The organism is Pseudonocardia sp. Cha107L01 (genome assembly GCF_052566575.1).
Map to the genome: position 1 here is coordinate 4,163,531 of NZ_CP199579.1, position 23,888 is coordinate 4,187,418.

Annotated in this window: 20 protein-coding genes and 8 pseudogenes; 11 read left to right on the forward strand and 17 right to left on the reverse strand. The window is 68.7% G+C overall.

Annotation, left to right across the window (positions count from 1 at the left end):
- Window positions 1-380: 380 nt before the first annotated feature.
- Window positions 381-1,436, forward strand: a complete 1,056-nt coding sequence (locus ACTXG6_RS19615) for a DUF2332 family protein (protein ID WP_445189249.1) — start codon at window positions 381-383, stop codon at window positions 1,434-1,436.
- A 193-nt stretch (window positions 1,437-1,629) separates the two neighbouring features.
- Here ACTXG6_RS19615 and ACTXG6_RS19620 read toward each other — a convergent pair.
- From ACTXG6_RS19620 to ACTXG6_RS19635, 4 genes and pseudogenes are all read right to left on the reverse strand, one after another.
- A pseudogene (locus tag ACTXG6_RS19620) lies at window positions 1,630-2,079 on the reverse strand (IS1380 family transposase); the annotation flags it as partial.
- Window positions 2,080-2,096: 17 nt separating this feature from the next.
- A complete protein-coding gene (locus ACTXG6_RS19625; RefSeq protein ID WP_445189250.1) occupies window positions 2,097-3,014 on the reverse strand; it encodes an IS982 family transposase in 918 nt (305 codons plus the stop codon).
- A 158-nt stretch (window positions 3,015-3,172) separates the two neighbouring features.
- Window positions 3,173-3,712 (reverse strand): transposase, encoded by a 540-nt coding sequence (locus ACTXG6_RS19630; RefSeq protein WP_445189251.1) that lies wholly within the window; start codon window positions 3,710-3,712, stop codon window positions 3,173-3,175.
- Between the two features lie 626 nt (window positions 3,713-4,338).
- Window positions 4,339-5,245 (reverse strand): annotated as a pseudogene (locus tag ACTXG6_RS19635) (IS1380 family transposase); the annotation flags it as partial.
- A gap of 626 nt (window positions 5,246-5,871) precedes the next feature.
- Between ACTXG6_RS19635 and ACTXG6_RS19640 the strand changes: the two are divergent.
- From ACTXG6_RS19640 to ald, 3 genes and pseudogenes are all read left to right on the forward strand, one after another.
- A pseudogene (locus tag ACTXG6_RS19640) lies at window positions 5,872-6,057 on the forward strand (alanine racemase C-terminal domain-containing protein); the annotation flags it as partial.
- 104 nt (window positions 6,058-6,161) lie between these two features.
- Window positions 6,162-6,239 (forward strand): annotated as a pseudogene (locus ACTXG6_RS19645) (hypothetical protein); the annotation flags it as partial.
- Window positions 6,240-6,380: 141 nt separating this feature from the next.
- Window positions 6,381-7,511: an alanine dehydrogenase gene (gene ald, locus ACTXG6_RS19650; RefSeq protein ID WP_445190053.1), complete on the forward strand. Its 1,131-nt coding sequence runs from the start codon at window positions 6,381-6,383 to the stop codon at window positions 7,509-7,511.
- A gap of 187 nt (window positions 7,512-7,698) precedes the next feature.
- Here ald and ACTXG6_RS19655 read toward each other — a convergent pair.
- The 7 genes and pseudogenes from ACTXG6_RS19655 to ACTXG6_RS19685 form a co-directional block, all read right to left on the reverse strand.
- Window positions 7,699-7,914: pseudogene (locus tag ACTXG6_RS19655) on the reverse strand (flavodoxin family protein); the annotation flags it as partial.
- Between the two features lie 116 nt (window positions 7,915-8,030).
- A complete protein-coding gene (locus ACTXG6_RS19660) occupies window positions 8,031-8,855 on the reverse strand; it encodes an ATP-binding protein (RefSeq protein WP_445183324.1) in 825 nt (274 codons plus the stop codon).
- On the reverse strand, window positions 8,852-10,477 hold the full coding sequence (gene istA, locus ACTXG6_RS19665; RefSeq protein ID WP_445183323.1) for an IS21 family transposase: 1,626 nt from the start codon (window positions 10,475-10,477) through the stop codon (window positions 8,852-8,854). Before istA ends, ACTXG6_RS19660 begins: the two co-directional genes overlap by 4 nt.
- Window positions 10,478-10,632: 155 nt before the next feature.
- Window positions 10,633-11,142 (reverse strand): annotated as a pseudogene (locus ACTXG6_RS19670) (flavodoxin family protein); the annotation flags it as partial.
- A gap of 165 nt (window positions 11,143-11,307) precedes the next feature.
- Window positions 11,308-12,375: a methyltransferase domain-containing protein gene (locus ACTXG6_RS19675; RefSeq protein WP_445189252.1), complete on the reverse strand. Its 1,068-nt coding sequence runs from the start codon at window positions 12,373-12,375 to the stop codon at window positions 11,308-11,310.
- Window positions 12,376-12,482: 107 nt separating this feature from the next.
- Window positions 12,483-12,749: an anti-sigma factor family protein gene (locus ACTXG6_RS19680; protein WP_445189253.1), complete on the reverse strand. Its 267-nt coding sequence runs from the start codon at window positions 12,747-12,749 to the stop codon at window positions 12,483-12,485.
- On the reverse strand, window positions 12,746-13,342 hold the full coding sequence (locus ACTXG6_RS19685; protein ID WP_445189254.1) for an RNA polymerase sigma factor: 597 nt from the start codon (window positions 13,340-13,342) through the stop codon (window positions 12,746-12,748). Before ACTXG6_RS19685 ends, ACTXG6_RS19680 begins: the two co-directional genes overlap by 4 nt.
- Before the next feature lie 95 nt (window positions 13,343-13,437).
- On the opposite strand from ACTXG6_RS19685, the gene ACTXG6_RS19690 reads away from it, so the two are divergent.
- Window positions 13,438-13,851 carry a hypothetical protein gene (locus tag ACTXG6_RS19690; RefSeq protein WP_445189255.1) on the forward strand — a complete coding sequence of 138 codons (414 nt, stop codon included), beginning with the start codon at window positions 13,438-13,440 and terminating at the stop codon, window positions 13,849-13,851.
- Between the two features lie 81 nt (window positions 13,852-13,932).
- Here the strand turns inward: ACTXG6_RS19690 and ACTXG6_RS19695 are convergent, their stop codons facing one another.
- Genes ACTXG6_RS19695 through ACTXG6_RS19705 form a run of 3 tightly spaced genes read right to left on the reverse strand, consistent with a single transcriptional unit; the run spans window position 13,933 to window position 16,274 of the window.
- A complete protein-coding gene (locus ACTXG6_RS19695) occupies window positions 13,933-15,315 on the reverse strand; it encodes a flavin-containing monooxygenase (protein WP_445189256.1) in 1,383 nt (460 codons plus the stop codon).
- A complete protein-coding gene (locus tag ACTXG6_RS19700; RefSeq protein ID WP_445189257.1) occupies window positions 15,316-15,876 on the reverse strand; it encodes an OsmC family protein in 561 nt (186 codons plus the stop codon).
- A gap of 32 nt (window positions 15,877-15,908) precedes the next feature.
- Entirely contained in the window at window positions 15,909-16,274 is a 366-nt protein-coding gene (locus ACTXG6_RS19705) for a cupin domain-containing protein (protein ID WP_445189258.1), read from the reverse strand.
- Between the two features lie 140 nt (window positions 16,275-16,414).
- Between ACTXG6_RS19705 and ACTXG6_RS19710 the strand changes: the two genes are divergently transcribed.
- From ACTXG6_RS19710 to ACTXG6_RS19725, 4 genes and pseudogenes are all read left to right on the forward strand, one after another.
- Window positions 16,415-19,492, forward strand: coding sequence for a BTAD domain-containing putative transcriptional regulator (locus ACTXG6_RS19710; RefSeq protein ID WP_445189259.1), 3,078 nt, complete (start codon window positions 16,415-16,417; stop codon window positions 19,490-19,492).
- On the forward strand, window positions 19,489-19,782 hold the full coding sequence (locus ACTXG6_RS19715) for a nickel-binding protein (RefSeq protein ID WP_445189260.1): 294 nt from the start codon (window positions 19,489-19,491) through the stop codon (window positions 19,780-19,782). The genes ACTXG6_RS19710 and ACTXG6_RS19715 overlap by 4 nt, the downstream gene beginning before the upstream one ends.
- Before the next feature lie 165 nt (window positions 19,783-19,947).
- Window positions 19,948-20,091, forward strand: a complete 144-nt coding sequence (locus ACTXG6_RS19720; protein ID WP_445189261.1) for a hypothetical protein — start codon at window positions 19,948-19,950, stop codon at window positions 20,089-20,091.
- Between the two features lie 338 nt (window positions 20,092-20,429).
- Window positions 20,430-21,195, forward strand: a pseudogene (locus tag ACTXG6_RS19725) (cbb3-type cytochrome c oxidase subunit I); the annotation flags it as partial.
- A 3-nt stretch (window positions 21,196-21,198) separates the two neighbouring features.
- Here ACTXG6_RS19725 and ACTXG6_RS19730 read toward each other — a convergent pair.
- Window positions 21,199-21,453: a MarR family transcriptional regulator gene (locus ACTXG6_RS19730; RefSeq protein WP_445190054.1), complete on the reverse strand. Its 255-nt coding sequence runs from the start codon at window positions 21,451-21,453 to the stop codon at window positions 21,199-21,201.
- On the opposite strand from ACTXG6_RS19730, the pseudogene ACTXG6_RS19735 reads away from it, so the two are divergent.
- Window positions 21,403-21,666 (forward strand): annotated as a pseudogene (locus ACTXG6_RS19735) (hypothetical protein); the annotation flags it as partial. The gene ACTXG6_RS19730 and the pseudogene ACTXG6_RS19735 overlap by 51 nt on opposite strands.
- Before the next feature lie 91 nt (window positions 21,667-21,757).
- Window positions 21,758-22,012 carry an SDR family oxidoreductase gene (locus tag ACTXG6_RS19740; protein ID WP_445189262.1) on the forward strand — a complete coding sequence of 85 codons (255 nt, stop codon included), beginning with the start codon at window positions 21,758-21,760 and terminating at the stop codon, window positions 22,010-22,012.
- Between the two features lie 25 nt (window positions 22,013-22,037).
- On the opposite strand, the gene ACTXG6_RS19745 is transcribed toward ACTXG6_RS19740, so the two are convergent.
- Both ACTXG6_RS19745 and ACTXG6_RS19750 read right to left on the reverse strand, forming a co-directional pair.
- Window positions 22,038-23,507: an amidase gene (locus ACTXG6_RS19745; protein WP_445189263.1), complete on the reverse strand. Its 1,470-nt coding sequence runs from the start codon at window positions 23,505-23,507 to the stop codon at window positions 22,038-22,040.
- Window positions 23,504-23,791, reverse strand: a complete 288-nt coding sequence (locus ACTXG6_RS19750; RefSeq protein ID WP_445189264.1) for a hypothetical protein — start codon at window positions 23,789-23,791, stop codon at window positions 23,504-23,506. The genes ACTXG6_RS19745 and ACTXG6_RS19750 overlap by 4 nt, the downstream gene beginning before the upstream one ends.
- Window positions 23,792-23,888 lie beyond the last annotated feature (97 nt).

Here is a 23,888-nt window from a genome sequence, read left to right on the forward strand (position 1 = left end):
CGGCGGTCTCCCCGGGGCGAGGGTGGCGTCAGAGACGATGTTGGATCAGTCGTCCGGCTCAACGTCGACGAGGAAGTAGGTCCCCGCCGTCAGTCAAACGCACCCACGCCTCCCGACCGGCGGCTACCGAACTTGCCGCTGGTGGCCTTCTATAGCTCGGGCACCGTTGTGCTTGTGAAGTGCGTGGAGGGGCGTGCGCCAAAGGGAACTGGCGGCGGAGGTATAGGCGGGGGCCTTTATCGTTGCGTGCGGTGTTGGGATGCTTGGGTGGGAGGGCCACCACGATGAGCGCAGTGTCGGATGTTCGGGCGACGATCGCCGCGCAGGCGGCGGCGGTTGCCGCCGCTTGGTCGCCGGGGGGTGCGCCTGCGAGTTGGTGGTTGACCGCGGAGACTTTCCGCGCGATCGCGGAGGACGAGCTTCTGCTGGACCTCGCGGCCGCGATACCGGTGGATCGGCTGCCGGCGTTGCTGCTCAGTGCCGCGATCCGCTACCGGGTGGCTCGGGAGCGTCCTGAGCCGCTGGCCGACTACTATCCGCGACCGGGGGTGGCACCGCGGCGACCGGGCGACGCTGGGTTCCGGGTGGCGTTGCGCGAGTTCGCTCGGACCGAGGCCACTGAGCTGGCCGCGCTGTGTAGTCGGCATCGCTATCAGATGAACGAGGTCGGCCGTTGCCTGGATGTGCTGCCGGTGCTGGCGGCGGTGTCCTCCGGGGACTTGCGCCCGATCGCGCTGGTCGACCTGGGGACTGGGGCCGGGCTGGGTCTGCATCTGGACCGCTACGCCTATCGCTACCGCCTGGCCGACGGCGATGAGCTGGTCGCCGGCGACGAGGCGAGCCCGGTGCGTTTGAGCTGCCAGGTGCGCAGCGGACGCCCGCCGGTGCCGTCCGGCGGGCTTGTGCTGGCCCATCGGGTCGGGGTGGATACCGAGCCGCTCTGCCTGGCTGACCAGGACACGGTTGACTGGTTGGCGGCCTGTGTCCCGCCCGAGCTCGGAGCGGTCACCCGGTTCGCGGCCGCTGTCGCCGTGGCCCGGGCGCACCCCGCGCCCACCGTCCGGGGTGACCTGCTCGAGGTGCTTGCCGGGGTTCTGGCTGACCTGCCGGCCGATGTCCTGGTCTGCCTAGTGGACACCTATGTGCACGTGTTCTTTACCCCGGAGCGGTTGGCGGAGTTCCACCGGCTGATCGAGCGGGTCGGTCGGGAGCGCGATCTGGAATGGATCTCTGTCGACCCGCTGGTACCGCTCGGTCCGGAGGCCACCGCCACCGTGCAGGGGTTGGACGTGCCACCCCAGTGGCGACGTGACAACCGCGAGGGTGGGGTGTTCGGCGCGATAGGGCGGATCAGTGTGCGTGGCGGGGCGTGGACCGGCGCGGTGCTCGGCCGGGCGCACCCCGGCTCGGCGTGGCTGGACTGGACGGCGAACTGAGCAGAGCCTGGTGGCTACATCGCTCGTATGGCGTGCCTCGGCGCGGCTTAGCCTGAATCCGCGGAGCGGATGTTCTGGGTGATCTTGCTGGTGGCGTAGATCGCTTCGGCGGGTTCGGCTCGGTGTGGGACGTGCGTGGTCCGCTGGTCTACCCAGCTTTTCCACTGCTCGGGCTTGTTTGGACGGATCAGGGTCAGGCAGTGGCGGGTGGGCTGTGGCCGAGGATGTCGTTCCAGAGCGAGAGCCATGCTGGCGCCCAGGGCCAACGGGTGGGCAGGTGCAGGATCGGCTGTCGAGCGGGTCGGGCGAGTCTTGCCGGGACGGTGATGATCCGCCCTCGCAGCGTGGATCCGCGCGCCAGGGTGTAGCGGTCGCCCGCGAGTGTGCCCATGGCGTGCAGCAGGTTGTGCGCGATCGCGGCGCAGAGTACCCAGGCGGAGTTCGCGCCGAACCGTCCGGAAGGCATGTGGGCCAGAGGTCCGTCGATCAGGTCGGCGAACACGGTTTCGATGATGGCGTGGCGGCGGTGGACGATGTCGGCCTCGGTCGTGGGCAGGTCTGTGTTGGTGAAGAAGGGGTGATACCGCCAGACCGGGAACAAAGCGTCGGGGTAGCGGGCGTCTTTGACCCGGCGCACCACTAGATGATCGATTCCAAGGTTTAGTGGTCATAGGCCAGTAGCGAGCGTTTGATCGGCTGGTTGGTGCGGTCGTTGTGCCAGATCGCCGCTGTCAGTGCCAGGATTCGTTGGACGATGCGGACCCAGACTCCGGCGGGGGTGTGGCCGCCGTGTTGTTCGAGGTTGAGTTGGCCTTTGAAGGTGTCGTTGATGGACTCGATGACCTGGCGTAACGGCTTGAACAACGCTGTTCCGGGGCGGGGTTGTTCACCTTTGCGAGCGGGTCGCAGCAGGTGGAGGCCGGCGTGGGCGAGTTCAGCTTCGAACTGGCGGCCGTAGTAGTTGCGGTCGGCGATCACGGTCTGTCCGGCCCGTGTGGGCGCGGTCAGTTCGGGATCGGTGTCCAGGATTGCCAGCAGGGTGTGGCGTTCGTCGGCCTTCGCGCCGGTCACGGCGAACCCGACGGGCAGCCCGTGCAGCGTGCACAACAGGTGCAACCGCAGGCCCCAGAAGAACCGTGAGTGCGAGGCGCAGTACCCGTATTCGGCCCACCCAGCCAGGTCGGAGCGGCGTACCGCGTCGCGGGATCGGGCGCACTCGACCGGGGTCGAATCGACGACCCACACGTCGTCGGTCCACAACGTGGTGTCGCGGGCCAGCACGCCTACCAGCCATCCGATCGTGGCTCCCAGGCCGCGCAGGCGCTTGTTGTAACCGGGCTGCTGGGGCAAGTAGCGGAACAGATGTCCCAGGTGGGCGCGGGTGTAGCGCAACCAACGGGCCTCGCTGGTATGTCCGAGCAGGGCCTGCATCACCGCCAACGTGATCAGCTCAGAGTCAGTGATCTTCGGTGCGATCCCGACCTTCGGGCGCCATGGCGCCCGTTCCGGCGTGGCCTTCAGCAGATCATCGGTTCGCACGTAGAGTGCCGTCGCGAGGGTGTCCAGGTCAGCGTCCACGAGAGCCTCCTGCTCATCTGGGTAAGCACGCTGATCCTGGGCACCCTCCACCACAGCTCACCCAACGCCGCGCCGGACCGACCCCTTGGAATTGGTCATCTAGTCGGGTGGTGATCCGGTCTTTGCTGGCGGCGAAGACATCCCACGCGGTCTTGGTGTCAAGCGGCGGGCTCGTGAGTCCCGGTTTCAGGTGGCGGGAAGGCGATCTTCTCGTTGTAGGTCTGGTCCGTGTCGAGGCAGTGGTGCAGGCAGCCGATGAGGCGGTTGAACAGGTTGCGTTGGGCGGCGATGTGGCGATCACCGGCGGTTCTGCGCCGGTCGTAGTGGGCTCTGGCGCCGGGTGAGGCGGTCAGGCCGGAGAAGGCCCAGCTGTAGCCGACGGCGGCGAGGCGTTGGTTCTTGACCCGTCGGTGCATCACGGCCAGGCTCTTGCCGCTGGCGCGGGTCACGGGCGCGGAGCCGGCGTAGGCCTTGAGGGATCGAGCGTTGGCGAAACGGGATCGGTCGTCGCCGATTTCGGCGAGCACCCGTGCGCCGGTGAGAGATCCAACTCCTGGCAGGCTGGTGATGATTGCGGCGTCCGGGTGCTTGTCAAAATGGGCTATCGTCGCTGCGTCGAGCTGTTCGGCGTTCGTGCTGGCGGTGTCGAGGTGGCGTAGCAGCGCGACCGCTTGCACGCCGAAGGCGTCCTCCACCACCGGTGGGTGATGCAGGTACTCGGCGCGTAGCACAGTCTGCAGTCGCTCGGCTTCGGCGTCGATACCGCGACGACGCCCAGCACGGACCAGCAGTGCCCCCGCTTGCCGACCAGGTTTCCGTCCGGATCGACCAGGGCCACGTCGTGGTGGTCTTCAGCCCAGTCGAGGCCGCACAGCACGTTCACGATGTTCTCCGTTCAGTTCGGGGAGCTGTTGTGGTCCGCAGCCTGTGCGGGGTACGCGCCGCCCTAATGGCAGGGCTCGAAGGCCCGACATCCCACCAGCCGTTCGTGACCCCAGCGCACCGCCAGGGCCCTCGATCTGCGCTGGAGCTTGCAGGCTCCCGTGCTGGTCAGAGGTAATCCCTACCGGCGGCTCGAACCACGACCATGATCGGGAAGCGATGCTTCAACAGGTGATATGCCACGCCGTTGTGAGCCGGAAGCAGTGCCAGCCCCGCCGGTCTTCGCCGACGAGTTGAACTACGCGCGGTGTAGTGAGGCATGGACTGGCACTGCTTCTTGATGAAGCACCCCAACAACGCCTCGGTCTACATCGAAGGCTCACGGCCCTGCGCTTGAGTAGGAGTCGCCTGGGGTGCCGCTATCGGTCTTACCTGCCCATTAGGCGGTGTAGGAGACCTCAGCGACTTCGGCGTCGGATATCCAGGCTCCGGTGTCGGGGTCGTGGACGGCGTTCGGGTAGCGCACCGGGGTCCATGCGGTGTCCGGGATGGAGTCGATGGCCCGCTGGATGGCCCGGTTCTTGTTCATGACCAGGGAGAACTGTGCTTTGCCGCGCAGACAGGCGCGTACTACGGCGCGGCTACCGAAGGCCGAATCGCCGCGCACCAGAATCGTCGCACTCGCCTGGATGGCGCGGGCGGTGGCGATGGCCTGGGCGACCATGCGCCCCGCACCCTTGCCAGAACCGGCCTTACCCGCCCGCAGCCGCATCCGGCGATCACCGGCGCGCTGGTAGGGGTACTGATCGTGGTGGCCAGCGGCGAGAGCCCCTTACGCAGCACCTGCTTGCCACAGATCTTGGTGTGACCGAGGAGGCGCCCTGTTTGGCGTGCCCGTAGACCGGACGCAGCAGCGAGTCGATGTCGATGAACGCCTGCTGGCCGATACCGGCAAGCAGTTCGGTGCGCCCGGCCAGCGCGACCAGGTGCTCGCGCAACGCCGACTCCAGCTGGCGGGCATGTCCGAAGCTGAACTCCCGTAGCAGCGTGCCCAGCGTCGAGGGCGCGTAGACCTTGTCGAACAGGATCGGCATCCCACCCGCGCGCGGCACATCGAGGTCGTCGATGCTGTCCGCTCCGGCGCACATCCCGGCGATCACACCCAGCAACTTGTCTACCGGGTTCGCCGCGCCGGAACGAATCCGACACGTCTTGATCGACACCTTCTCGGCGATGATCTCCGGTAGGCGGGTCTGTTCGGCCAGCCCGAGCAAGGGCACCAACCCCGCGTGCGACACAAGATTGTCCTCATCAAAGCGCGCGGAATCAGCGGTGAATCTATGCGACACTCGCCCTGAATGTGCCTCTCTCGAGCCGGGCTGTTCGGTGCCTAGGAACACCCATCATCCCAGCTCAGGAGGCACTTTCCTCATATTACGTGCGGCTCGTCGACGCAGCCCGTCTGCGGATCCAGGCTTAGATCTCGTCGGGCGTACTCCCTCGATTGAGTCGTTGGCGGGGGTGGGCACGACCGCGATTGGGGTGGCGCTGATCCGTGCCCGGGAGTCGGCTCGCGAGGATCGCCTGTGTTCGCCATCTGGGCTGCCATCGCGGCCGACCTGACCGCCAAGATGCCGCTGGTCGGCTACGCCTACTAGTGGACCAGCCGCATCAACGGCCCCGGCCTGGGCTGGTTCACTGGTTTTGTCGCTCTGATGGGCTGGGTCTGTGGGATGATCGGTGTCGGCTACGTCCTGTCCGGGTACCTCGGCGGCCTGTTCGGCTGGGCCATGAGCCAGACCGCGCAGATCCTGGTGGCCATCGGCGTCGTCGCCCTCTCTGGTGATCAACATCTACGGCGTGCGGTTCGCCACCACGGTCAAAAACATCGGGGTCGGCCTGGTCGCGGAGCGGGCGGTGACCCTCCGGACCGCGATGTGCCACGTCGCCCGGGGGCGACGAACAGGCGCGCCGGATGGACGTGTGTCGCGGACGTTCAGCGGGTCGGCGCGCCCCGAGCAGCGTGCATCTCGCCAACTCCGCCGCCGGCCTGACCAAGAAGGTGCCCGAGGGCCAAGGCATCTCCTACAACCACACCTGGGTGGCGCCGCGCGACACCACGGTCGCGGTAGTGGCCCGCGGATACGCCGACGGTCTGCCCCGGCTTCTGTCCAACCGGTGCGAGGTCTGGATCGATGGGCACCGGTGTCCCATCGTGGGGTCGGGTGTGCATGGATCAGACCGTGGTCGACCTCGGGCCGGGCAGTGGCGGAGGGCGACCGTGCGGTCCTGTTCGGCACGGGATCCCGCGGCGAGCCTACGGCCCTGGACTGGGCCCGGGCCGCGAGCACCATCGACTACGAGATTCTCACCGGCATCCGCGGTCGGCGGATTCGGCGCTACGTTGGCGCGGACCGCCTGGACCCAACGGTCGCCGGCGCTTTCCACGCGACAGAGCCGACAGGGAGGACAGCCGTGACAGCTTTGGTGGTCGGCGTGCCGACGGAAATCAAGGACAGTGAGAATCGGGTGGCTATGCAGCCCGACGGCGTCGTGGAGCTGACCCATCACGGGCACCAGGTGCTGGTCCAGGCCGGCGCCGGCGCGGGCTCACGGTTCAGCGACGAGGAGTTCCGGGAGGCGGGCGCCACCGTCGTCGACGGCGCGGACGAGGTGTTCACCCGCGCCGACCTGATCGTCAAGGTCAAGGAGCCGATCCCGGCTGAGTACCACCGGTTCCGCGAGGGACAGCAGCTGTTCACCTACCTGCACCTGGCCGCCGACCGCGGGCTCACCGAGTTCCTCCTGGAGCGGCGGATCGATTCGATCGCGTACGAGACGGTGCAGACCCCGGACGGGAGGCTGCCGCTGCTGACCCCCATGAGTGAGGTGGCCGGGCGGATGGCGGTTCAGGCCGCCGCTCACCACCTGGAGAGCCCGGCAGGCGGTGCGGGGCTGCTGCTCGGCGGCGTCCCCGGAACCCCGGCCGCCAAGGTCACCATCATCGGCGGCGGCGTGGCTGGCACCGAGGCGGCCAAGATCGCCGTCGGCATGCGCGCCATCGTCCGGGTCTTCGACACCAACCCGATGCGGCTAGCGTACCTGTCGGACATCTTCGGGGGCCGGCTCGACCTGGTCGTGCCCAACCGGGCCCGGCTCAGCGCCTACATCGCCGACTCCGATGTGCTGATCGGCGCGGTCCTGGTGCCGGGCACCAAGGCACCGAAGCTGGTCAGCCGGGGGATGATCGCCAGCATGCGTCCCGGCAGCGTCGCGGTGGACATCGCCATCGACCAGGGCGGGTGCTTTGAGACCAGCCGGGCGACCACCCACTTCGACCCCACCTACGTGGAGGAAGGCGTCGTGCATTACTGGGTGGCGAACATCCCGGGGGCCGTGGCCCGAACCTCGACCCTGGCACTGACCTCGGCCACGCTGCCCTACCTGGTCACCGTGGCCGGCGAAGGGGTAGGTGGCGCGGCGCTGAGTCACCGGGCACTGACCGCCGGCCTGAGCACCGTCGGCGGGGCGCTGGTCAGCGAACCGGTCGGGGCCGCCCACGACCTGCCACACACCGACCCGGCGGTCGCCCTTGCCCGCAGCCGCCTCGGCTGACCCGGTCGCCTGAACGGCCAGACACTCGGGTGGTTCTCTGGACAGGCGCATCCCGATCTCCCGTTCTGCACCAGCGCCAGTTGTGCGAGCCCAATCTGCACATCCGCCTCCCACCCGGCGACCGGATCAACCTGCTCGTCCCCCCCGGCCAGGAGATACACGCCTCTGCCCGCGACCCTCGCCCGGATCAGCGGTACTCAGGGTTGGTGAAGTCGAACCGGCAGCCGGCGTCCCACTCGGAGCGCTGGTTGCCATACGCCGGGACCCCACCGGCGTTCTTCAGCATTCGCGCGAGGTGCATCAGGTTCCAGGTTATGAACGTGGTGTTGCGGTTGGTGAAGTCGTTCTCCGGCCCACCGGAGCCGGGGTCGAGGTAGGACGGGCCCGGTCCGGCCTCCCCGATGTCAGGTGCCACGAGTAAGGGACCACCGTTTTGTCACCAGCTAGGGACCACTTCGGCGGTCGTGGGCCGTGTGCTGATCGTCGTGTAGGGACGTCGTTGACGTCAACGTTTCTCGGTCATCTGTCCTCCTGCGCGGCGTCGAGGGGTTGGCCGATGCGTGGTCGTTGGCGCTGGCGGTAGCTTTCGCCCTCGACGATGAGTTCGAAGGCGGCGGACTGCAGCCGGTCGATCGCGGACTGGGCCAGCAGCGGGTCGGCCATCATGGTCAGCATCTCTGGGGGTTCCCGGTTCGAGGTGATGATCGTGGAGGCCTCGCGGTGGCGTTCCACGATCAGCTCATAAAAATCACTGGTCTGCTCGGTGCCCAGCGGGTGCAATGCCAGATCGTCGAGTATCAATAGTTCAACCCGGTGCAGTTTCCGCATTTCCTCTTCGTGGGTGTGATCGAGACGGGCGGCGCGTAGCCGTTTGAACAGTTTGTCGGCACGTTCGATGTGCACGGTGTATTTGCGGCGGACCGCGGCATGCCCGAGGGCGTTGGCCAGGAATGTTTTCCCCACTCCCACGGGTCCCATGATGAGCACATTGTTCGTTTGGGTGAGGAATCGCAGCGAGCACAACTCTGCCCACAGTGTCCGGTCGAACGCGACGGCCGTGGAGTCGTCCCAGGCCTCCAGGACCATGGTCGGGTCCAGGTGCGCGGAGCGGGCGCGCAGCAGGGTGGCTTGTTGGTCGCGGCGGGTGACCTCATCAGCGAACAGCATCTCCAGGAACTCGTGATGCGGCAGGTGTTGGGTGCGGGCCAACGCGAGGCGTTCGGGCAGGGTGTCGAGCAGCCGCCCGAGTTTGAGCCGGCGCATCAGGTCCTTGAGATCGCCGGATACCTCGACTCGCTGCACGGACCCGCGCGGGACGGGGCTGGGACGGGCGTTGGTGGTCACGACGGGCGCCGCATCTGCCCGGTGGCACCGGTGGCGAACTCGCCGGCGTCGCGGACGAACCGTCGCGCGGCGGGCACCACCTTCGAGGCGGCGGTATCAACGGCGGCCGGGATGGGGATGGCCAGCTGGCCGGTGGCGGTGCCGCGGGTGGTGTCGGCTTCCAGCCCCCGGGTGAGCATCCGGTCGATCAGCCCGACGTTGACCGCCTCGACCTCCAAGGCCCGCTTGCAGGCCTGTTCGACCCGGTCAGCGCCGTGGCGGCGGACCAGTCCGAGGAGCCGATAGACCTGGCGCATCTTGGTCCAGGGCAGCGGATGATCCAGCAGCGCGGCCGCGTAGGCACCGATGTGCTCGCCATAGCCAGTCGCGCGGCGAGCCAGCGCGTCGAGGTCGCGCATCGCGTAGGTGGACACCTCGCTGGGCAGATCCGCCGGGTCGGTGCGCCGCCGCCCCGGTTCCTGCCGGAGATGAACTTTGATCAGCTGGCCGCGGCGGAACAGCTTGACCGTGTGCCCATCAGCACGAGCGGTCAGCCGCTGCCCGATCAGCTCCCCGGGCACCGAATACAGCGCTCTGGCCACCTCGACATGCCGATCAGGTGCGACCTTGGGTTTGGTGTAGACCGGGATCGCGAACCTCTGCGCGGGGGCCGCCAGCAGCAGGGGTGCTTCCTCGGCGTCGAACACCTCAGCTGGGCGTGCGCAGGTGGTGCCATGGATACGCGTTCCGGCGACCTGGGCGCACCACAACACGGCGCGGGCCCGGCAGTCGTTCAGATCGGTGAAGTCCTCCCCGGCGAAGAAGCTGGACCGCACATATTGCACACATTTTTCGACCCTGGGTTTGTCCCGAGGATGGCGGACCCGCGCCGGGTCGACCACGAAGCCCCGAGCTTGGACGTATTCGCGGAAACTATCATTGAGCCGGGGTTCGATATTATCGGCCTGCTCGACGATCGCTTTCATATTATCGGGAATGACGACTTTGAAAACGCCACCGAAGAACGCCCAGGCGGCCTCGAACCCGGCGATCACTTCTTCGAGTGTTTGGCGGTGAGTCGGGTAAAGGAACATGTGCCGCGAATACACCGCGGTGAAGATCAGCCCATGGGCGACCCGCCGTGCCCCACGAACTGGGTCCGGGATCAGCCCGAGTCGACCGAAATCGACCTGTAGCTCCTCACCAGGGTTGCCGTCGACAACCGGGACCGTGGGCTGGCGCCGGCCGAAGGCCAACTCGCTGACCGCGTAGCGGTGCAGCGTGCGATAGGGCACCACCGCCCCGCGCCGGCCCAGCAGCACATGGACTTTGGCCAAGGTCAGCCCCTGTTTCAGCCAGGCCGCGATCTGCTCCCGATGGGCATCCAGGGACTCCCGGGCCGCCCCAACACCGCGTGGGCGGTCCGGTCGCACCGCGCCCAGGACCGTCCCGAGCAGCTCATCGGTCAGCTGCTCAGGGCCGCACTCCTGGGCCAGCCCGGCCGCCTCAGCGGCAGCGACGTACCGGCGGACCGTCTTGCGGTCCACCCCCGCCAACGTGCTCACAGCGCGCAGCGAACGGCCTTCCAACCACAGCCGAAGGATCTCTCTAACCTCGATCACGGACACCTCCCGATAGGACATGCGGACGACCACAACGGCCGCACGACCGGAAGGCGGGGAGCCACGCCGGGTGGTCCCACTACTGGCAAACAGGTGGTCCCATCACCGGCAAGCCCCTGGTCCCATCCTCGTGGCAAAACTAGATCCCAGGTGGTCCCTTACTCGTGGCAGACGACATCCCCGATCCACCCGGAGTCGGCCTGCGGCGGAATGGTGTAGCCGAGGTGCTGCAGGCTGTAGAGGATGTTCATCGCGCAGTGCTTCACCCCGTCCTCGTTGCCGGTGATCAGGCAGCCACCGACCCGGCCGTAGTAGGCGTACTGGCCGGCGTCGTTGAGCAGGTGGGAGCAGGCGTAGAGGCGTTCGATGACCAGCTTGGTGATCGAGCTGTTGTCACCGAGCCAGATGGGGCCGGCCACTACCAGGATGTCCGCGGCCAGTACCCGCTCGTACAGTGCCGGCCAGTCGTCGCGCTCCCAGCCGTGTTCGGTCATGTCCGGCCACACACCGGTGGCGATGTCGCGGTCGATCGCGCGGACCACCTCGACCCGCACGCCGTGCTTGTCCATGATGTTGCGGCTGACCTCGATCAGGCCCTCGGTGTTGCTCACCTCGGGCGAACGCTTGAGGGTGCAGTTGACGAACAACGCACGCAGGTCGTCGAAGCGGTACTCGGTGTTGGTCATGACGGGAGTGCTCCTCGGAGTGGATGTTGGATTCGGGCGATCCGAGCAGTTCGGCATCCTGCGCCAACACAGCTGACCTGGCCGAGCATCTCGGTGAGCGCTGCGAACGCGAGCTTCGCGTCGGGGCGCTCACCGGGGCCTCGTCATGGTGCTAGCCGGACAGGGTCAAGGTCGGGCTTCGAGGATGAGGTTCATCGGTGTCTGGGCGACGCGCCGGAAGCGTGTGTAGCCCGCCTGTTCGATCACTTTCCGCAGGCTCGCCTCGCCAGCTTGGGCGCCCAGGCCGAGGCCGACCGGCTGGGAGAGCGAGTTCGGCGTGCAGATCGCCGAGGACGCGGTGTAGAGCAGGGCGGCCATCGGGTTCGCGGTCAGGTTGGCGTGGTGGTCGTCGAGCGCGAACGGTTCGACCAGCAGCAGCGTGCCGTCCGGATTGAGGTGCTCGCGGGCGTAGCCGGCGATGCTGACCGGGTCGCCCATGTCGTGCAGGCAGTCGAAGAAGCAGATCAGGTCGAACCGTCCGGGGTAGCTGGTGGCGTCGGCAACCGTGAAGGTGATCTGGCCGGTGACGCCGGCCTCCGCGGCCCGCTCGCGGGCGACCTCGATGGACTCGGGGTGGTAGTCGAAGCCCGAGACCCGTGAGTTCGGATAGGCCTGGGCGATCACGACCGCCGAGGCGCCGTGCCCGCAGCCGATGTCGGCCACGGTGGCACCGTCACGCAGCTTCGCCTCGACCCCGTCGAGGGCCGGGAGCCATTCGGTGGGCAGATAGGCCCGGTAACCGGTGCGGAAGAACCACTCGGTGCCCGAGAACAGGCAGGGATGATGCTCACCCCAGGCCAGCGCCCCGTCCCCTCGGAACGCGGAGGTGATCTTCGCCCCGTCCAGGAACAGCGAGGCGAACGCGTTCATCCCCCGGGCGACGAACACCGGCGAGGTGTCATCCGCCAGCGCCGCAACCGCCTCAGCCGACAGCCCATATCGCCCGGCGGCCGGGTCGTAGTCGACCAGTCGCCCGGCGACCTGGCCATCCAGCCACTCGCGGACCAGCCGGGGATTCGTGGCGGTGCGGCTGGCCAGCGCGTCGGCGGTCAGCGGCCCGGCCTCGGCCAACGCCCGGTACAGGCCGAGCTCATCACCGAGCCACACCCCGAAACACAGCGCCCCGCCGGTCATGTAGCCGATCATCTGGCCCATGAACTGCTCGAGCCTGGCCTCATCGATCGTCGCGGTCATCTGCCTACCTCCCGGACCTCCGACAACATGACGGCAGAACAGTCCCGACCCGGGAGAGGCGCGTTACAGCAGACCAACGACTGGGATTGAACTGCTTTCGCTGCCAGCTACTCGGCCAGCCAACGCCGATACAACCCGACCAGCTCGTCGACAGCCCGCGTAGGCAGATCCTCCGCGGTGGCCCGGCCCAGACAGTCAATGGTCGCCCGTAGCTGGGCCAGATACTCGCCGCAGTGGCGACAGTCGGCCAGGTGCGCCTCGAGCCGCGCCCGCTCGCGCTCGGACAGCGCACCCTCCAGGTAGTCCGACATCAGCTCCACCGCCTGCTGGCAGACCAGCGAGCGGCCGCGACGACGGAACCAAAACTGCCTCACGGACGCCTCCCACACTCATCTTCCAGCATCGCGCGGACCCGGGCCCGCCCGCGATGCAGCAGCACGCGCAAGTTCCCCTCACTGACCCCGAGCACCAAGCACACCTCCACCGCGGACAGCCCCTCGACGTCGCGCAGCAGCACCGCCTGCCGCTGCCGGACCGGGAGATCGGCCAGGCAGACCCGGGCCCGGCGGGCCAGTTGCTGCGCAACCACACGGTTCTCGACCTCGTCGGCCCACGGCGCCGGCGGTCTGACCCACGCCCCGTCAGGGCCGAACCGGTCAGAGGCCACCACCGCCCCGGAGTCGGCGACCTGTTCGGACCAATGCTCGCGCCGCCCGGCCGACCGCGCCCGGTTCGCCAGGATGTGAAACAACCAGGTCTTCACGGTCGAGCGGCCCTCGAAGCGCTCCAGACCGCGCACCACCGCCAACCAGGTGTCCTGCACCGCCTCCTCGGCCACCGCCCGGCTATCGAGCATCGAGCAGGCTAGCCGCAACAGGCCCGGCTGATACCGCCGGACCAGGGCGGCAAACGCCGCTTCCTCGCCGGCCCGCAGCCGCCCGAGCAGATCCCGATCAGGATCCTCCACCCCAGCAGACCCTAGCGGCGCTCTGTTCCGCCGGTTGTCACGCAGTAGGGTGTCAGCTCGTTCCTGAGGAGGACACCGCGCTCAGCGCGAATCGGATGACCACGGCGGCCGCCATCGACGCCGAGGAAAATGAGAGTCGCTACGCGCCACTTGGTGACTACATCGTCAACTTCGAGATCTTCAAACACGACGCCGACCCGGGCCAGTACGTCGTCGGCCTTCCCAACGACCGCTGCCAGGGGCTCCTACCCACCGGAATTCGCCGCGTCCTGCGTCCGGACGGTGTGCTGTCGTGGGTCAACCAGCCGGGTGCCGAGAGCCCCCGGTCCGCGGACATCTCACCGCTGGATAGCGCCGCGCTGCTGCGCTCTGTTACCGAGGTGGTTCGGCAGCTCGTCCCAGGTGCTCATCTCGTTCTCGATCTCCGTGTCGTCGGCGGTACCCGCGGCTCTCGGCCGGCGAGCTCGGGGTCAGGTACAACGCCGAGATCCGCCGGGTGCGGCGGCTGACCTTCCACCCTCACGCTGTGGCTGATCACGTAGCGCAGTGGCCTGGCCGGCGGCCTGTCGCGGGCGCCGGCTCGACGGGGTTCACGCCGGAGCATGACCGCGGCCGGGTGTTTCGTGGACACGGTGTTGATCGCCGATGGCGGGCAGATGCTGTCGGGCATGGCGACGTTGCCGTTGCGGGCGAGCCGAGTGTCGAGGCTTAGGCGAGGACGGGCCTGTGCCGCACGGCGCCTGCTGGTCGAGGAATCGGTGGAGGTGGTCAGCGAGGTCGGCGGTGTCGTGGTCGGCGCCGTTGATGAAGCTCGATCGGCGGCGGCGGAGGAAGGGTGTCCCGAGCAGGTAAATGCCGGGTGCGCCGCACACCAGTCCGCCGTCGTGGCGGATGCGCCCGACACGGTCGAAGACGTGAAGGCCCAGCCAGGAGTGGTCGGGTCGGTAGCCGCAGGCCCAGATGATCGTTCCGATCGCGCCTCGGCGGAGATCGACGGCCAGGGTCGGGGGCGCGGCGACGTGGGTAGGAGCAAACCGCTGTGGGGGGTCGAGACAGTCGTCGAAATCGGCGGCGGTCGCCCAGGCATCGAAGGTGTCGAGGAGGCGGTTCATCTTCAGATCGGCGAGCTTGCCGACGTGGGCGATTGAGCCGGCGAACTGAGCCACGCCGTCGTGGATCCGGCCGAGCCGTCCGACGACGCGCACTCCCTGGGCGGTGAGCGTGTTCAGATCGATCGTTGCCTGGTCGGGGGTGCCGATCAGCTGCGGTGATGGGACATGGCGTGCCCGGACGATGTCGTCGACCTCGTCGTAACGCTGGTCGAGCACACCGGCGGCCTCCATCCACCAGAAGATGTCGCGGCCCCGGTACAGGCGGGGCAGCCGCACGTGCTCGCCGACGGCCAGCGTCACCGCCCGGCCCGAGCGTTGGATCTCCTCCGCCAGTTGTGTCCCGGTGGCCGACCCGCCGACCACGAGCACCCCGCGATCGGCCAGCTGGTCGGGGCCGCAGTAGGTCATCGGGGTCAGCGTCGTGATCCGCGGTGGCACCGCCTGGTCCATTTCCGGGACGAGGGCGCGGTTGCAGGGCCCGCTGGCCAGGACGACCGTCGGGCAGTGCCACACGCCCTGTGTGGTGGCCACCTCGTAGCCCGAGCCGGCGGCACGTACCGCCTTCACGGTGGTCTGGGTCCGTACCGGGGTGGAGATCGCCTTGGCGTAGTCGCTCAGGAAGCCGATCACCTCGGGCATCGACAGAAAGCCGTCTGGGTCATTCCCGCCGTAACGCTGTCCCGGCAGGCGTGTCTGCCAGTTCGGGGTGAGCAGGCGCAGCGACGGCCAGCGCTCGGTCCGCCATGAGTTGGCCACCTCACCGCGCTCGAGTACGACGTGGTCGATCGAGCGTTCGGTGAGGCGGCGACTCATGGCGAGCCCGGCGTGGCCTGCCCCGATGACCACCGTGGTCGTGTGCATCTAGTTGACCGTGACGGTGACGTCCGTCGGGTTGACCACGAGGTCGTAGACCGCGGACCGCTTCTGGGACTGGGCCACGAGCGCCTCGACGTCCGCCGGGGAGGCATCGGCTTCGACCGCGAAATGGACCTTGATCGTTTGGAACCCGTTGCGGACGTCGGGGTCGGCGCCCAGCACGCCGAGCAGGTTGAGCTCGCCTCGCACGGTGGCGGTGACGGCACGTAGCTGGATACTGCGCATCTGGGCGACGGCGGCGACGCCGGCGGTGAGGCAGCCGGCCAGCCCGACGAGGACTAGCTCGGTAGGCGTGGGGCCATGGTCTTCGGACGCGAAGCACTCGGGATGATCGAGGTCATAGTGGAAGACGGCCTTGTGGGACTGCTCCGCGCCGAGGCCCCGAAACCCTTCCACGGTGGAGTGGCTGTGTGTGCCGCTCACCCACGTGCAACTGGCCCGCCATTCGAACTCGGCGGCCGTCGGGTCGGCGCTGAGTGCCTCCCGGGCGTCAAGCAGGGCCTGCAGGTTGATGCCGTTGTCGACCGGGGTCGTGGTGATGGTCATGGGGATTCTCCTCCTTTGATCATCTCGGGTACTTATTGGGTGGCCGGCTTGGCGAAGGTGGCGGCCATTGCCGGCGAGAAGTCGACACCGACCCACGGTTCGTCGCCCAGCACCCAGCCGTCGTGCCCGGGGGCGATCGAGTAGGCGTCGCCGGGGTTGATGTCGATCTCGCTGCCGCCGTCCTGGTGGACCCGCAGGGTCCCGGAGATGGCGTAGCCGTCGTGCTGTACCTGGCAGCTGGGGGTCCCCGCGATCGGTTTCACGCACTCCGACCAGCGCCACCCGGGCTGCATTGTGGAGCGGCTGAGTGTGCACGATCCGACGGTGACGACCTCGACGCGGCCCTTCGGGAACTCCCGCACCTCGGTTGCGGAGTCGATGCTCTTGCTCTCGGCCATGGTAAAACTCCTTCCGGTTGGGGCGCCTGTTGCGCCCGCTCAGGCATCTTCGGGCAGGCGTCTTCAGGCCCGCTCTCGGAACGCTTCAGTCCCGCTCTTGTCCTGGGGAGTTGCGGACAGCCGTAGGTAGGGTGCCGCGTGTGCGGTTCAAGGTGCTGGGCCCCTTGCAGGTGATGCGGGACGTCGAGGCCGTTGAGCCCGGCAGCCCTAAGCTGCGGGCGCTGCTCATCGACCTGCTCGTCCACCACGGCGAGGTCGTGTCCCGCGACCAGCTGATTGAGGACCTGTGGGCCGGCAGCCCGCCGAGTACCGGCCTGGGTGTGTTGCAGAACTACGTGTCGCAGCTGCGCAAGGCGCTCGGTTCCGGGCTGCTCGCCACGCGGGGCCAGGGCTATGCCCTCGACATCGACCCCGAGGCCCTCGACAGCGTCCGGTTCGAGCGGTTCCTGCGGGAGGCACGCGCTGCCCGGGCCGCCGGCGATCCCGACGTCGCCGCTGCCCTGCTACGGGAGGCCCAAGCACTGTGGCGCGGCCCGGCCCTGGCAGATGTGGCCGGTGAGCCGTTCGCCCTGCCAGAGATTGCCCGCCTTGTCGAGTTGCGGGCCGCCGCGGCCGAGCTCGAGGTCGAGGTGGAACTCGATGCGGGCCGCCACCGGGAAGTTGTCGCCCGCCTGGAGCGGCTCCTGGCCGACCATCCACTGCGGGAACGGCTCTGGGTGCTGTTAATGCTCGCCCTGTACCGGTCGGGGCGCCAGGCCGACGCCCTGCGGGCTTACCAGCGGGCTCGCAAGCTCCTGGCCGATGAGCTCGGGCTCGAGCCGGGCACCGAGCTGCGCGAGCTCGAATCGGCCATCCTCCGCCAGCGGCCCGAACTGCTGGGCAGGACCGACCCCGTGGTTCCCGCCCCGGCCGCCCGGGCCGGACCGTGGACACCGGCAGCTGCGGTGCCCGTCCCGCCAACTTTGGCGAGAGCCATCGTCGGACGGGCCAAGGAGCGCGGTTTCATGGCCGAGTTCGTCGACGAGGTCCGCACCGGACGCCGCGATGGCCTGCTTCTCCTGCACGGCGAACCGGGCATCGGCAAGACCCGCCTGCTCACCGAGCTCGCCACCGGCCTCGCCGCTGCCGGGGGCCGGGTGCTGTCCGGCCGGGCCTACGAGGCGGAACGGGGCCGCCCCTACGGTGCCTGGATCGACGCCATCCGCTCGGCGCCGGTGCCGCCCCTGCCGGACTGGCTCCGCTCCGACCTCGCGCCGCTGCTGCCCGAGCTGTCCGGCGCGCCGTCCGATCTGGAGGACGAGCGCCGCCTCTACGACGCCGTCGCCTCGCTGCTTGCGCTGCTGGCCGGGGCCAGCCCGCTCGTCGTCGTCCTCGACGACATCCACTGGCTCGACGAGGCATCCGCCGGGCTGCTCCACTTCACGATCCGGGCGCTGGGCGGGAAGGGGGTCGTGTTCGCTGCCGCCGCCCGAGCCGGGGAACTTGAGGTCAACCCTACCGTCCGTCGGCTGGTGCGGGATCTTGATCGCCACGGCCATCTCGCCTCCATGGTCGTGCCACCGCTCCCGCCGGACGCCGTCCGGACACTCACCGAGTCGGTGGCGGCCGGCGTCGACCCGTCTCCGGTGGTGGCGGCCAGCAATGGCAACCCGCTGCTCGTGGTGGAGATGGCCCACGCCTTGGCCCGGGGCGAGGGCGTCGTCTCGGACCGGGTTGAGGCCCTTATTGGCGACCGTCTGGGAAGCCTCGGTGACGTCGCCGGCTCCCTGGTGCCGTGGCTGGCTGCCTTCGGGCGCGACGTCGCCCCCGGTCTGCTGGCCGACCTCGCCGACCTGCCCACGGTTGACCTGCTTCCCCCGCTTGAGGAGCTCGAGCGGCACGGCATCCTGCACGCCACGCCCGACGGGACGTACGACTTCGGCCACGACCTCATCCGGGAGGTTTCGTACCGCCGGCTCACGGCTCCCCGTCGCCGGCTGCTGCACCACCGGATCGCGGCGGTACTCGACGGGGTGCCCGACCCGGACCTGATCCTCGCCGCCGACGTCGCCCGCCACGCCGACGAGGGCGGGGACAGCCTCGTCTGCGCCGCAGCCTGCGCCCGGGCCGCGCGGCGGTGCTTGTCTGTGTTCGCCTACGCCGAGGCCGAAGTGCTCCTCGAACGTGGCCGCCGCCACGCCGCCCGCCTGGCTCCCGACGACCGCATCCCGGTCCAGGTTCAGCTCCTGCAGCTCTTCCTGCACCCCGGCCTGCGTCTGCGCCAGCCCGGCGACCTCGCCCGTGACCTCGCCGAGCTATCCGCCGCCGCGCAGCGACATGGCCGGGACAGCGACTTCGCCAAGGCGCTGCACCTTCTCGCCCGGGTGTACCACCTCAGCTGGGGCGACATCCCCCGGGCCCGGGCGCTCCTGCTGCGGGCCGCCACGGTCCTGGAAACGGCGAGCGGGCGGCCCGACCTGGAGCCGTTGTTGGAGAGCGCCCGCTGCCTGGCCCTACTGGAGATGGACATGCCCCGCACTCGGCGGGTCTTCGAGGACCTGGCCGCCATCGGCCCGGTGATCGTCGGGTCGATGCGCTACCAGTGGGGGCTGGGGCTCGTTCTGTGCTGGGCGGGCGACGCCGCCGGCGCCAGAGCGGCCTTGCGGCAGGCACGCACCTTCGCCGCGGACGGCGGCGACCACTGGGCCGAGTTCGAATGCTCGGCCCGCCTGGCCATGCTCGAGGTCGAGACCGGCGCCGCGCGGACCGCCGTCGAGCTGGCCTCCGAGCTGGTACCGCTGGCCCTCAGGCTCGGCCCGGGTGGGAGCGAGGAGGCGTTCGCCGCCGCCGTCCTCGCCCTCGCCCGCCTGTCCGCGGGCGACCCGGGGGCTGCCGGTGAGGTGGACGCCGCCGTCGCCCGCCTCGACCAGATCGACGCCCGGTACCTGATGCCCGAGGTCCTGAACGTCTCGGCGCAGATGGAGTACGTGCGGGGTGACCTCGCCCGGACCCGGGTGCAAGCGGAGCGCGCGCTTGCGCTGGCGGTGTCGGTGGACCGGCCGCTCGAAGCCGGACGGGCGCACGCCGTGCTGGCCTGTGTGGCGGCCCGCGGTGGTTCCCGCGAGGATGCCGTAGGCCACATCGACGCCGCTCGAGACGCGGGCAGCGACCAGCTGAGCGCCGACGCGGACTCGTGGCTGCGGGACGCGAAGAGGATGCTGGCCCCGAAACTTGGATGAGCGAGGAGGAAGACACCATGGCCGTCGTCATCGTTGAGGAGAAGTTCGACCCCCCGATCGACCTGTCACAGGGCAGCCCCGTGGCCGACAAGGTGTCGCCCTGCCTGCCGGTCTACGACGTGCACTGGCTGAGCTCCTACATCGCCCGCGACGGCACCCGCTGCGTATGCGTCTACGAGGCGCCCGACGCCGAAGCCGTCCGACGCACCTACCGGGCCGCCGGCGTCGCCTTCGAGAACGTCTGGACGGCGAACCCATTACACCGCAAGGAAGGCGCCGCCCAGGATTAGCGCACCGCTGACCCGCCGGTTGAGGTAGTCGCAGCAGTTGTCGGCAGAGGGCCGCCGCCGGCGGTGGCGCCGAGGAACACTACTGCGCCGTGTGGTTCCCAGCGGGTCTGTCCCACGGTGGCGGTGATGTGCACGGGCTGGCCGGTGGTCTGATCGGTCGAGTCGATGCGGCCGTCCGATCCGGATCGCGTCGAGTTCATGCAAGGCGGCCAGTACTTCGTCAAGGGTTCGCCCGGTGGCCGCCAGGTTTGCGGTCGTTGGCGGGTGCCCGGCTGCGGCGAAATGGCGCAGGACCACCTGGACCGCTGATTCTCCAGCGCGGCCAGCACTGAGCAGCTGCGATCGGTCCGACGCAGGCCGCACGTGTTGATGAGATCGGTCAGGGAGTCGCGCGTCCGCCGTAGGTCGACGATCCGCGCCTCCAGATCCGCCCGGTGGCCCGTTCTGGTTGAGCTCTGTGCTGATGCATCGGCGGTTGAAGCGCGTGGTCGGTCGATGGGCTGGTGACGGCTGACTCGGCGTTTCGGTAGCGATAGAAGAGGAGGACGATGTACGGCTTGGGATTCTCGGTTTCGTCACCGATCCCGTTCGTGGGGCCGGTGGGCCGTTGCCGAGGTGTCGAGCACTCGCGCGGTTGGGAGAAGATCATGACTGATTTGGCTCCGACGCCGATCAGTGGTGCGCCCGTACCCGGCGCGGCGGGCGGGTAAGGGGACGTCTCTGCTGCGGTTCTTTCATACGACGGATCCGAAGGAAATCGCGATCTTGTATTTGGTGACGTCGTTCGGGTTTTTCATGGTGAGTGGGGCGATGGCGCTGCTGATGCGCGCTGACTTGGCTCGTCCGGGGACGCAGTTCCTGTCGCCGGAGCAGTACAACCAGCTGTTCACCATGCACGGCACGATCATGCTTGCTGTACGCGACGCCGATCCTGTTCGGTTTCGCCAACTACATCCTGCCGCCGCAGATCGGTTCGCCCGATGTCGCGTTTCGCCGGCTGAACGCCTTCTAGTACTGGCTGTTCCTGTTCGGCGGGCTGATGGTGCTGTCGGGGTTTGCGGTCCCTGGTGGTGCGGCCGACTTCGGCTGGTTCGCCTACCAACCGCTTGCCGCGAGCGCGCACTCGCCCGGGGTCGGCGCGGACCTGTGGTTCATGGGTCTGGTGATTGCCGGTCTGGGCACGATCCTGGGCGGGGTCAATTCACCACTACCGTGGTCTGCCTGCGCGGTCCCGGGATGACGATGTTCCGAATGCCGATCTTCACCTGGAACATCTTTGTCACGATGATTCTCGTCCTGATCGCGTTCCCGGTTCTCACCGCGGGCTTGCTGGGGGCCGAGGTCGACCGGCACCTGGGCGGACATGTGTTCGACCCTGCCAACGGCGGGGCGATCCTCTGGACCTCGCGCTTCAGCTCACGGCTGAACTGACGTCCCGCCGTCGGTCAGCCGCAGATGGATGATCCGCCGGTCGCGGAGGTCGGGCTGGCGGCTGACCAGACCCCGCCGGATCAGTCGGGCGACCATGCCGGTGATGTTGGTCTTGTCGCAGCCCAGGAGCGTGGCGAGCGCGTCGAGGGAGGGTTGATCGCGCTCGAGCACGCAGAGCAGTTCGACCTGTTGGGCGGTGACCCCGGCGTCGCGGGCCACTGCGGCGAGGATCACCCGCATCTGCCGGGTGGAAGCACCTTTGGCCCTGGTCACCGGGGCCGCGCGGGGTATCGGTCGAGCGAGGCCGAGGTCGTCGACTTCGACGCGGTTTTCGCCACCAATGCCAGAGCGGGTTTCCTCGCCCTGCACGAGGGAGCGCGGCGGGTGCGCGACGGCCGCAGGTTGGTCGCGGTGTCCGCCGGGTTCATCGTCACCGGTCAACCGGGTACCGGGCTCTACGGTGCGAGCAAGGCGGCGCTCGAGCAGCTCGTCCGGGTGCTGGCGGTCGAGCTGCCTGGGCCCCCGCCAGATCACGGTCAACAGCGTGTTGCCCGGGCCGGTGCGCACCAACGCACTGGCGGCACTGCCGCCCGCGGTGATCGAGCGGATGGTCGCCGACGTGCCGCTCGGCCGCCGGGCCGAACCCGAGGACATCGCCGACATCGTCGGATTCGTCGTCTCACACCAGGCCCGTTGGATCACCGGACAGTCGGTCCACGCCGGAAGGGGGCGCGTTCTGACCAACAGCCGGCACGGACGGGACGAACCGGTGAGCGCGGATCAGCGCGAACTGACGTAGGACTGGGTCGGAGATATGCGTCGGATCAGTTGATTGGTTCAGTGCCTGTCGTGCATCCGAGGGCGTGGATTTGGGGGTGTCGGTGTGCCCAGGGTCGGCTGGTTTCGAGTTGGCTGGCGAGCTGGAGCAGGGTGGCTTCGTCGCCGTAGCGGCCGAGGAGGTGTATGCCGATCGGGAGGCCGTTGGTGTTCCAGAACAGGGGTAAGGACATCGCGGGGTTGCCGGTGATGTTCGCTACGACCAGTGGGTAGGCCACTGTCCGCGCGCCGCGCTGCGCGGCGCGTAGTGGTTCCTGTCGGGTGGAGGTGATCTCGCCGATGAGGGCGGGGGGTTCGGACATGGTGGGGGTGAGCCACCCGTCGAACGTCGTGAGGAATGCCGCGACGGTGCGGGAGAACCTCTGAAGCTTTTCGACGGCGAGTAGGTAGTCCGCGGCGCTGACCCGGTGGCCGGCTTCCCAGTAGGCGCGGGTGAGCGGGTCCAGCTCGTCGGGTTCCGGTTCGCGGCCCTGGTGGCGGATCCAGTAGCGCACGATCCATGCGGTCGCGGCTTCGAATACTGTGCCGATCGCGGCGCCGACCACCTGATCGAGGCCGGGAAGGTCCGCCTCGACCATCTCATGGCCCAGCGACGCGCACAGTGCGACCGCGTCGTCGAGAGCGGCCACGCAGTCCGGGTGGCCAGGTGCTCCGCCAGGGGTGCGGGAGGTATAGGCGATGTGCAGCCGGCCGGGGTCGGCGCCGACCTCGGCGGCGAAGGGTCGGGTCTGTGGCGGAGCGGGGTAGGGGTCGCCTGGGGTGGGTCCGGCGGTGGCGTCGAGCAACGCGGCGCTGTCGCGGACCGAGACTGTCAGTGCGTGTTCGACGGCCCAGCCGCCGATCGCGTCGCCGTATTCGGGGCCGAGTGGGTTGCGGGCCCTGGTGGGTTTGAGCCCGAACAGCCCGCACGCCGAGGCGGGGAATCGTAGTGATCCGCCCAGGTCGTTGCCGTGCGCCATGGGCACCATGCCGGAGGCGACGGCGGCGGCCGATCCGCCGCTGGATCCGCTGGTGGAGTAGGCCGGGTTCCACGGGTTGCGGGTGGGGCCGTGCAGTATCGGTTCGCATGTCGGGGCCATCCCGAATTCGGGGGTGTTGGTCCGGCCGAGGATGACCAGCCCGGCCCGGCGAAGCCGGATCACTAGTTCGGAGGTGTAGCGGGACACGTTGTCACGCAGGAACATCGAGCCCTCGTGGAACGGGGTGCCCTCGATTTCTACGATGAGGTCCTTGAGCAGGAAGGGCACCCCCGCGAACGGTCCAGTCGGCGTGGCCGCGGCGATGGTGGCGCGGGCGTGGTCGAACAGTGGCGTGACCACCGCGTTCAGTTGTGGGTTGAGCCGCTGGATACGTTCGATTGCCCCTTCCACCAGCTCAGCCGCCGGGACGTCGCCGCGGCGCACCAGTTCGGACTGGCCAGTGGCGTCCAGGCCGGCCAGCTCGGTGGCGGCGGTCATCGGGTCACCGACTTCCCGGCGACGGCGTGATGCACCTCGCCGAGCGGCTCGATCCGTGGCCTCGGCAGACCGGCGGCCGCCAACGACCCCAGGAACTCGGGGCCGATGCTGAAGCCTTCGAAGACCTCGCGGGTCGGGCAGGCGTCGTAGACCGTGATCCCGACTCCCGTGACGACGCAAGCGTGCAACTCGAACGTGTCAGGTGGGAAGCCCTGCCGCAGCAGGTCGTAGGCCGGTAAGAGCGCGGTGGGATGGCCGTCGAAGTGGTAGGCGCTCAGGAACATGGTCGCTCTCCTCGCACGGGTCGTCGTCGTGGTCCTGCATGGGGGCCGCTGGGTCCGACCTCGCACCTCGCGAGGAATGAACTAGCGCCGTCCTGAT

Bases quoted from the DNA above. Each gene is read 5' to 3' on its own strand.
- istA (WP_445183323.1), bottom strand. From the start codon at position 10,477: ATGTCCTATCGGGAGGTGTCCGTGATCGAGGTTAGAGAGATCCTTCGG.
- ACTXG6_RS19675 (WP_445189252.1), bottom strand. From the start codon at position 12,375: ATGACCGCGACGATCGATGAGGCCAGGCTCGAGCAGTTCATGGGCCAG.
- ACTXG6_RS19690 (WP_445189255.1), top strand. From the start codon at position 13,438: ATGACCACGGCGGCCGCCATCGACGCCGAGGAAAATGAGAGTCGCTAC.
- ACTXG6_RS19695 (WP_445189256.1), bottom strand. From the start codon at position 15,315: ATGCACACGACCACGGTGGTCATCGGGGCAGGCCACGCCGGGCTCGCC.
- ACTXG6_RS19700 (WP_445189257.1), bottom strand. From the start codon at position 15,876: ATGACCATCACCACGACCCCGGTCGACAACGGCATCAACCTGCAGGCC.
- ACTXG6_RS19705 (WP_445189258.1), bottom strand. From the start codon at position 16,274: ATGGCCGAGAGCAAGAGCATCGACTCCGCAACCGAGGTGCGGGAGTTC.
- ACTXG6_RS19715 (WP_445189260.1), top strand. From the start codon at position 19,489: ATGAGCGAGGAGGAAGACACCATGGCCGTCGTCATCGTTGAGGAGAAG.
- ACTXG6_RS19720 (WP_445189261.1), top strand. From the start codon at position 19,948: ATGCGGCCGTCCGATCCGGATCGCGTCGAGTTCATGCAAGGCGGCCAG.
- ACTXG6_RS19730 (WP_445190054.1), bottom strand. From the start codon at position 21,453: ATGCGGGTGATCCTCGCCGCAGTGGCCCGCGACGCCGGGGTCACCGCC.
- ACTXG6_RS19745 (WP_445189263.1), bottom strand. From the start codon at position 23,507: ATGACCGCCGCCACCGAGCTGGCCGGCCTGGACGCCACTGGCCAGTCC.
- ACTXG6_RS19750 (WP_445189264.1), bottom strand. From the start codon at position 23,791: ATGTTCCTGAGCGCCTACCACTTCGACGGCCATCCCACCGCGCTCTTA.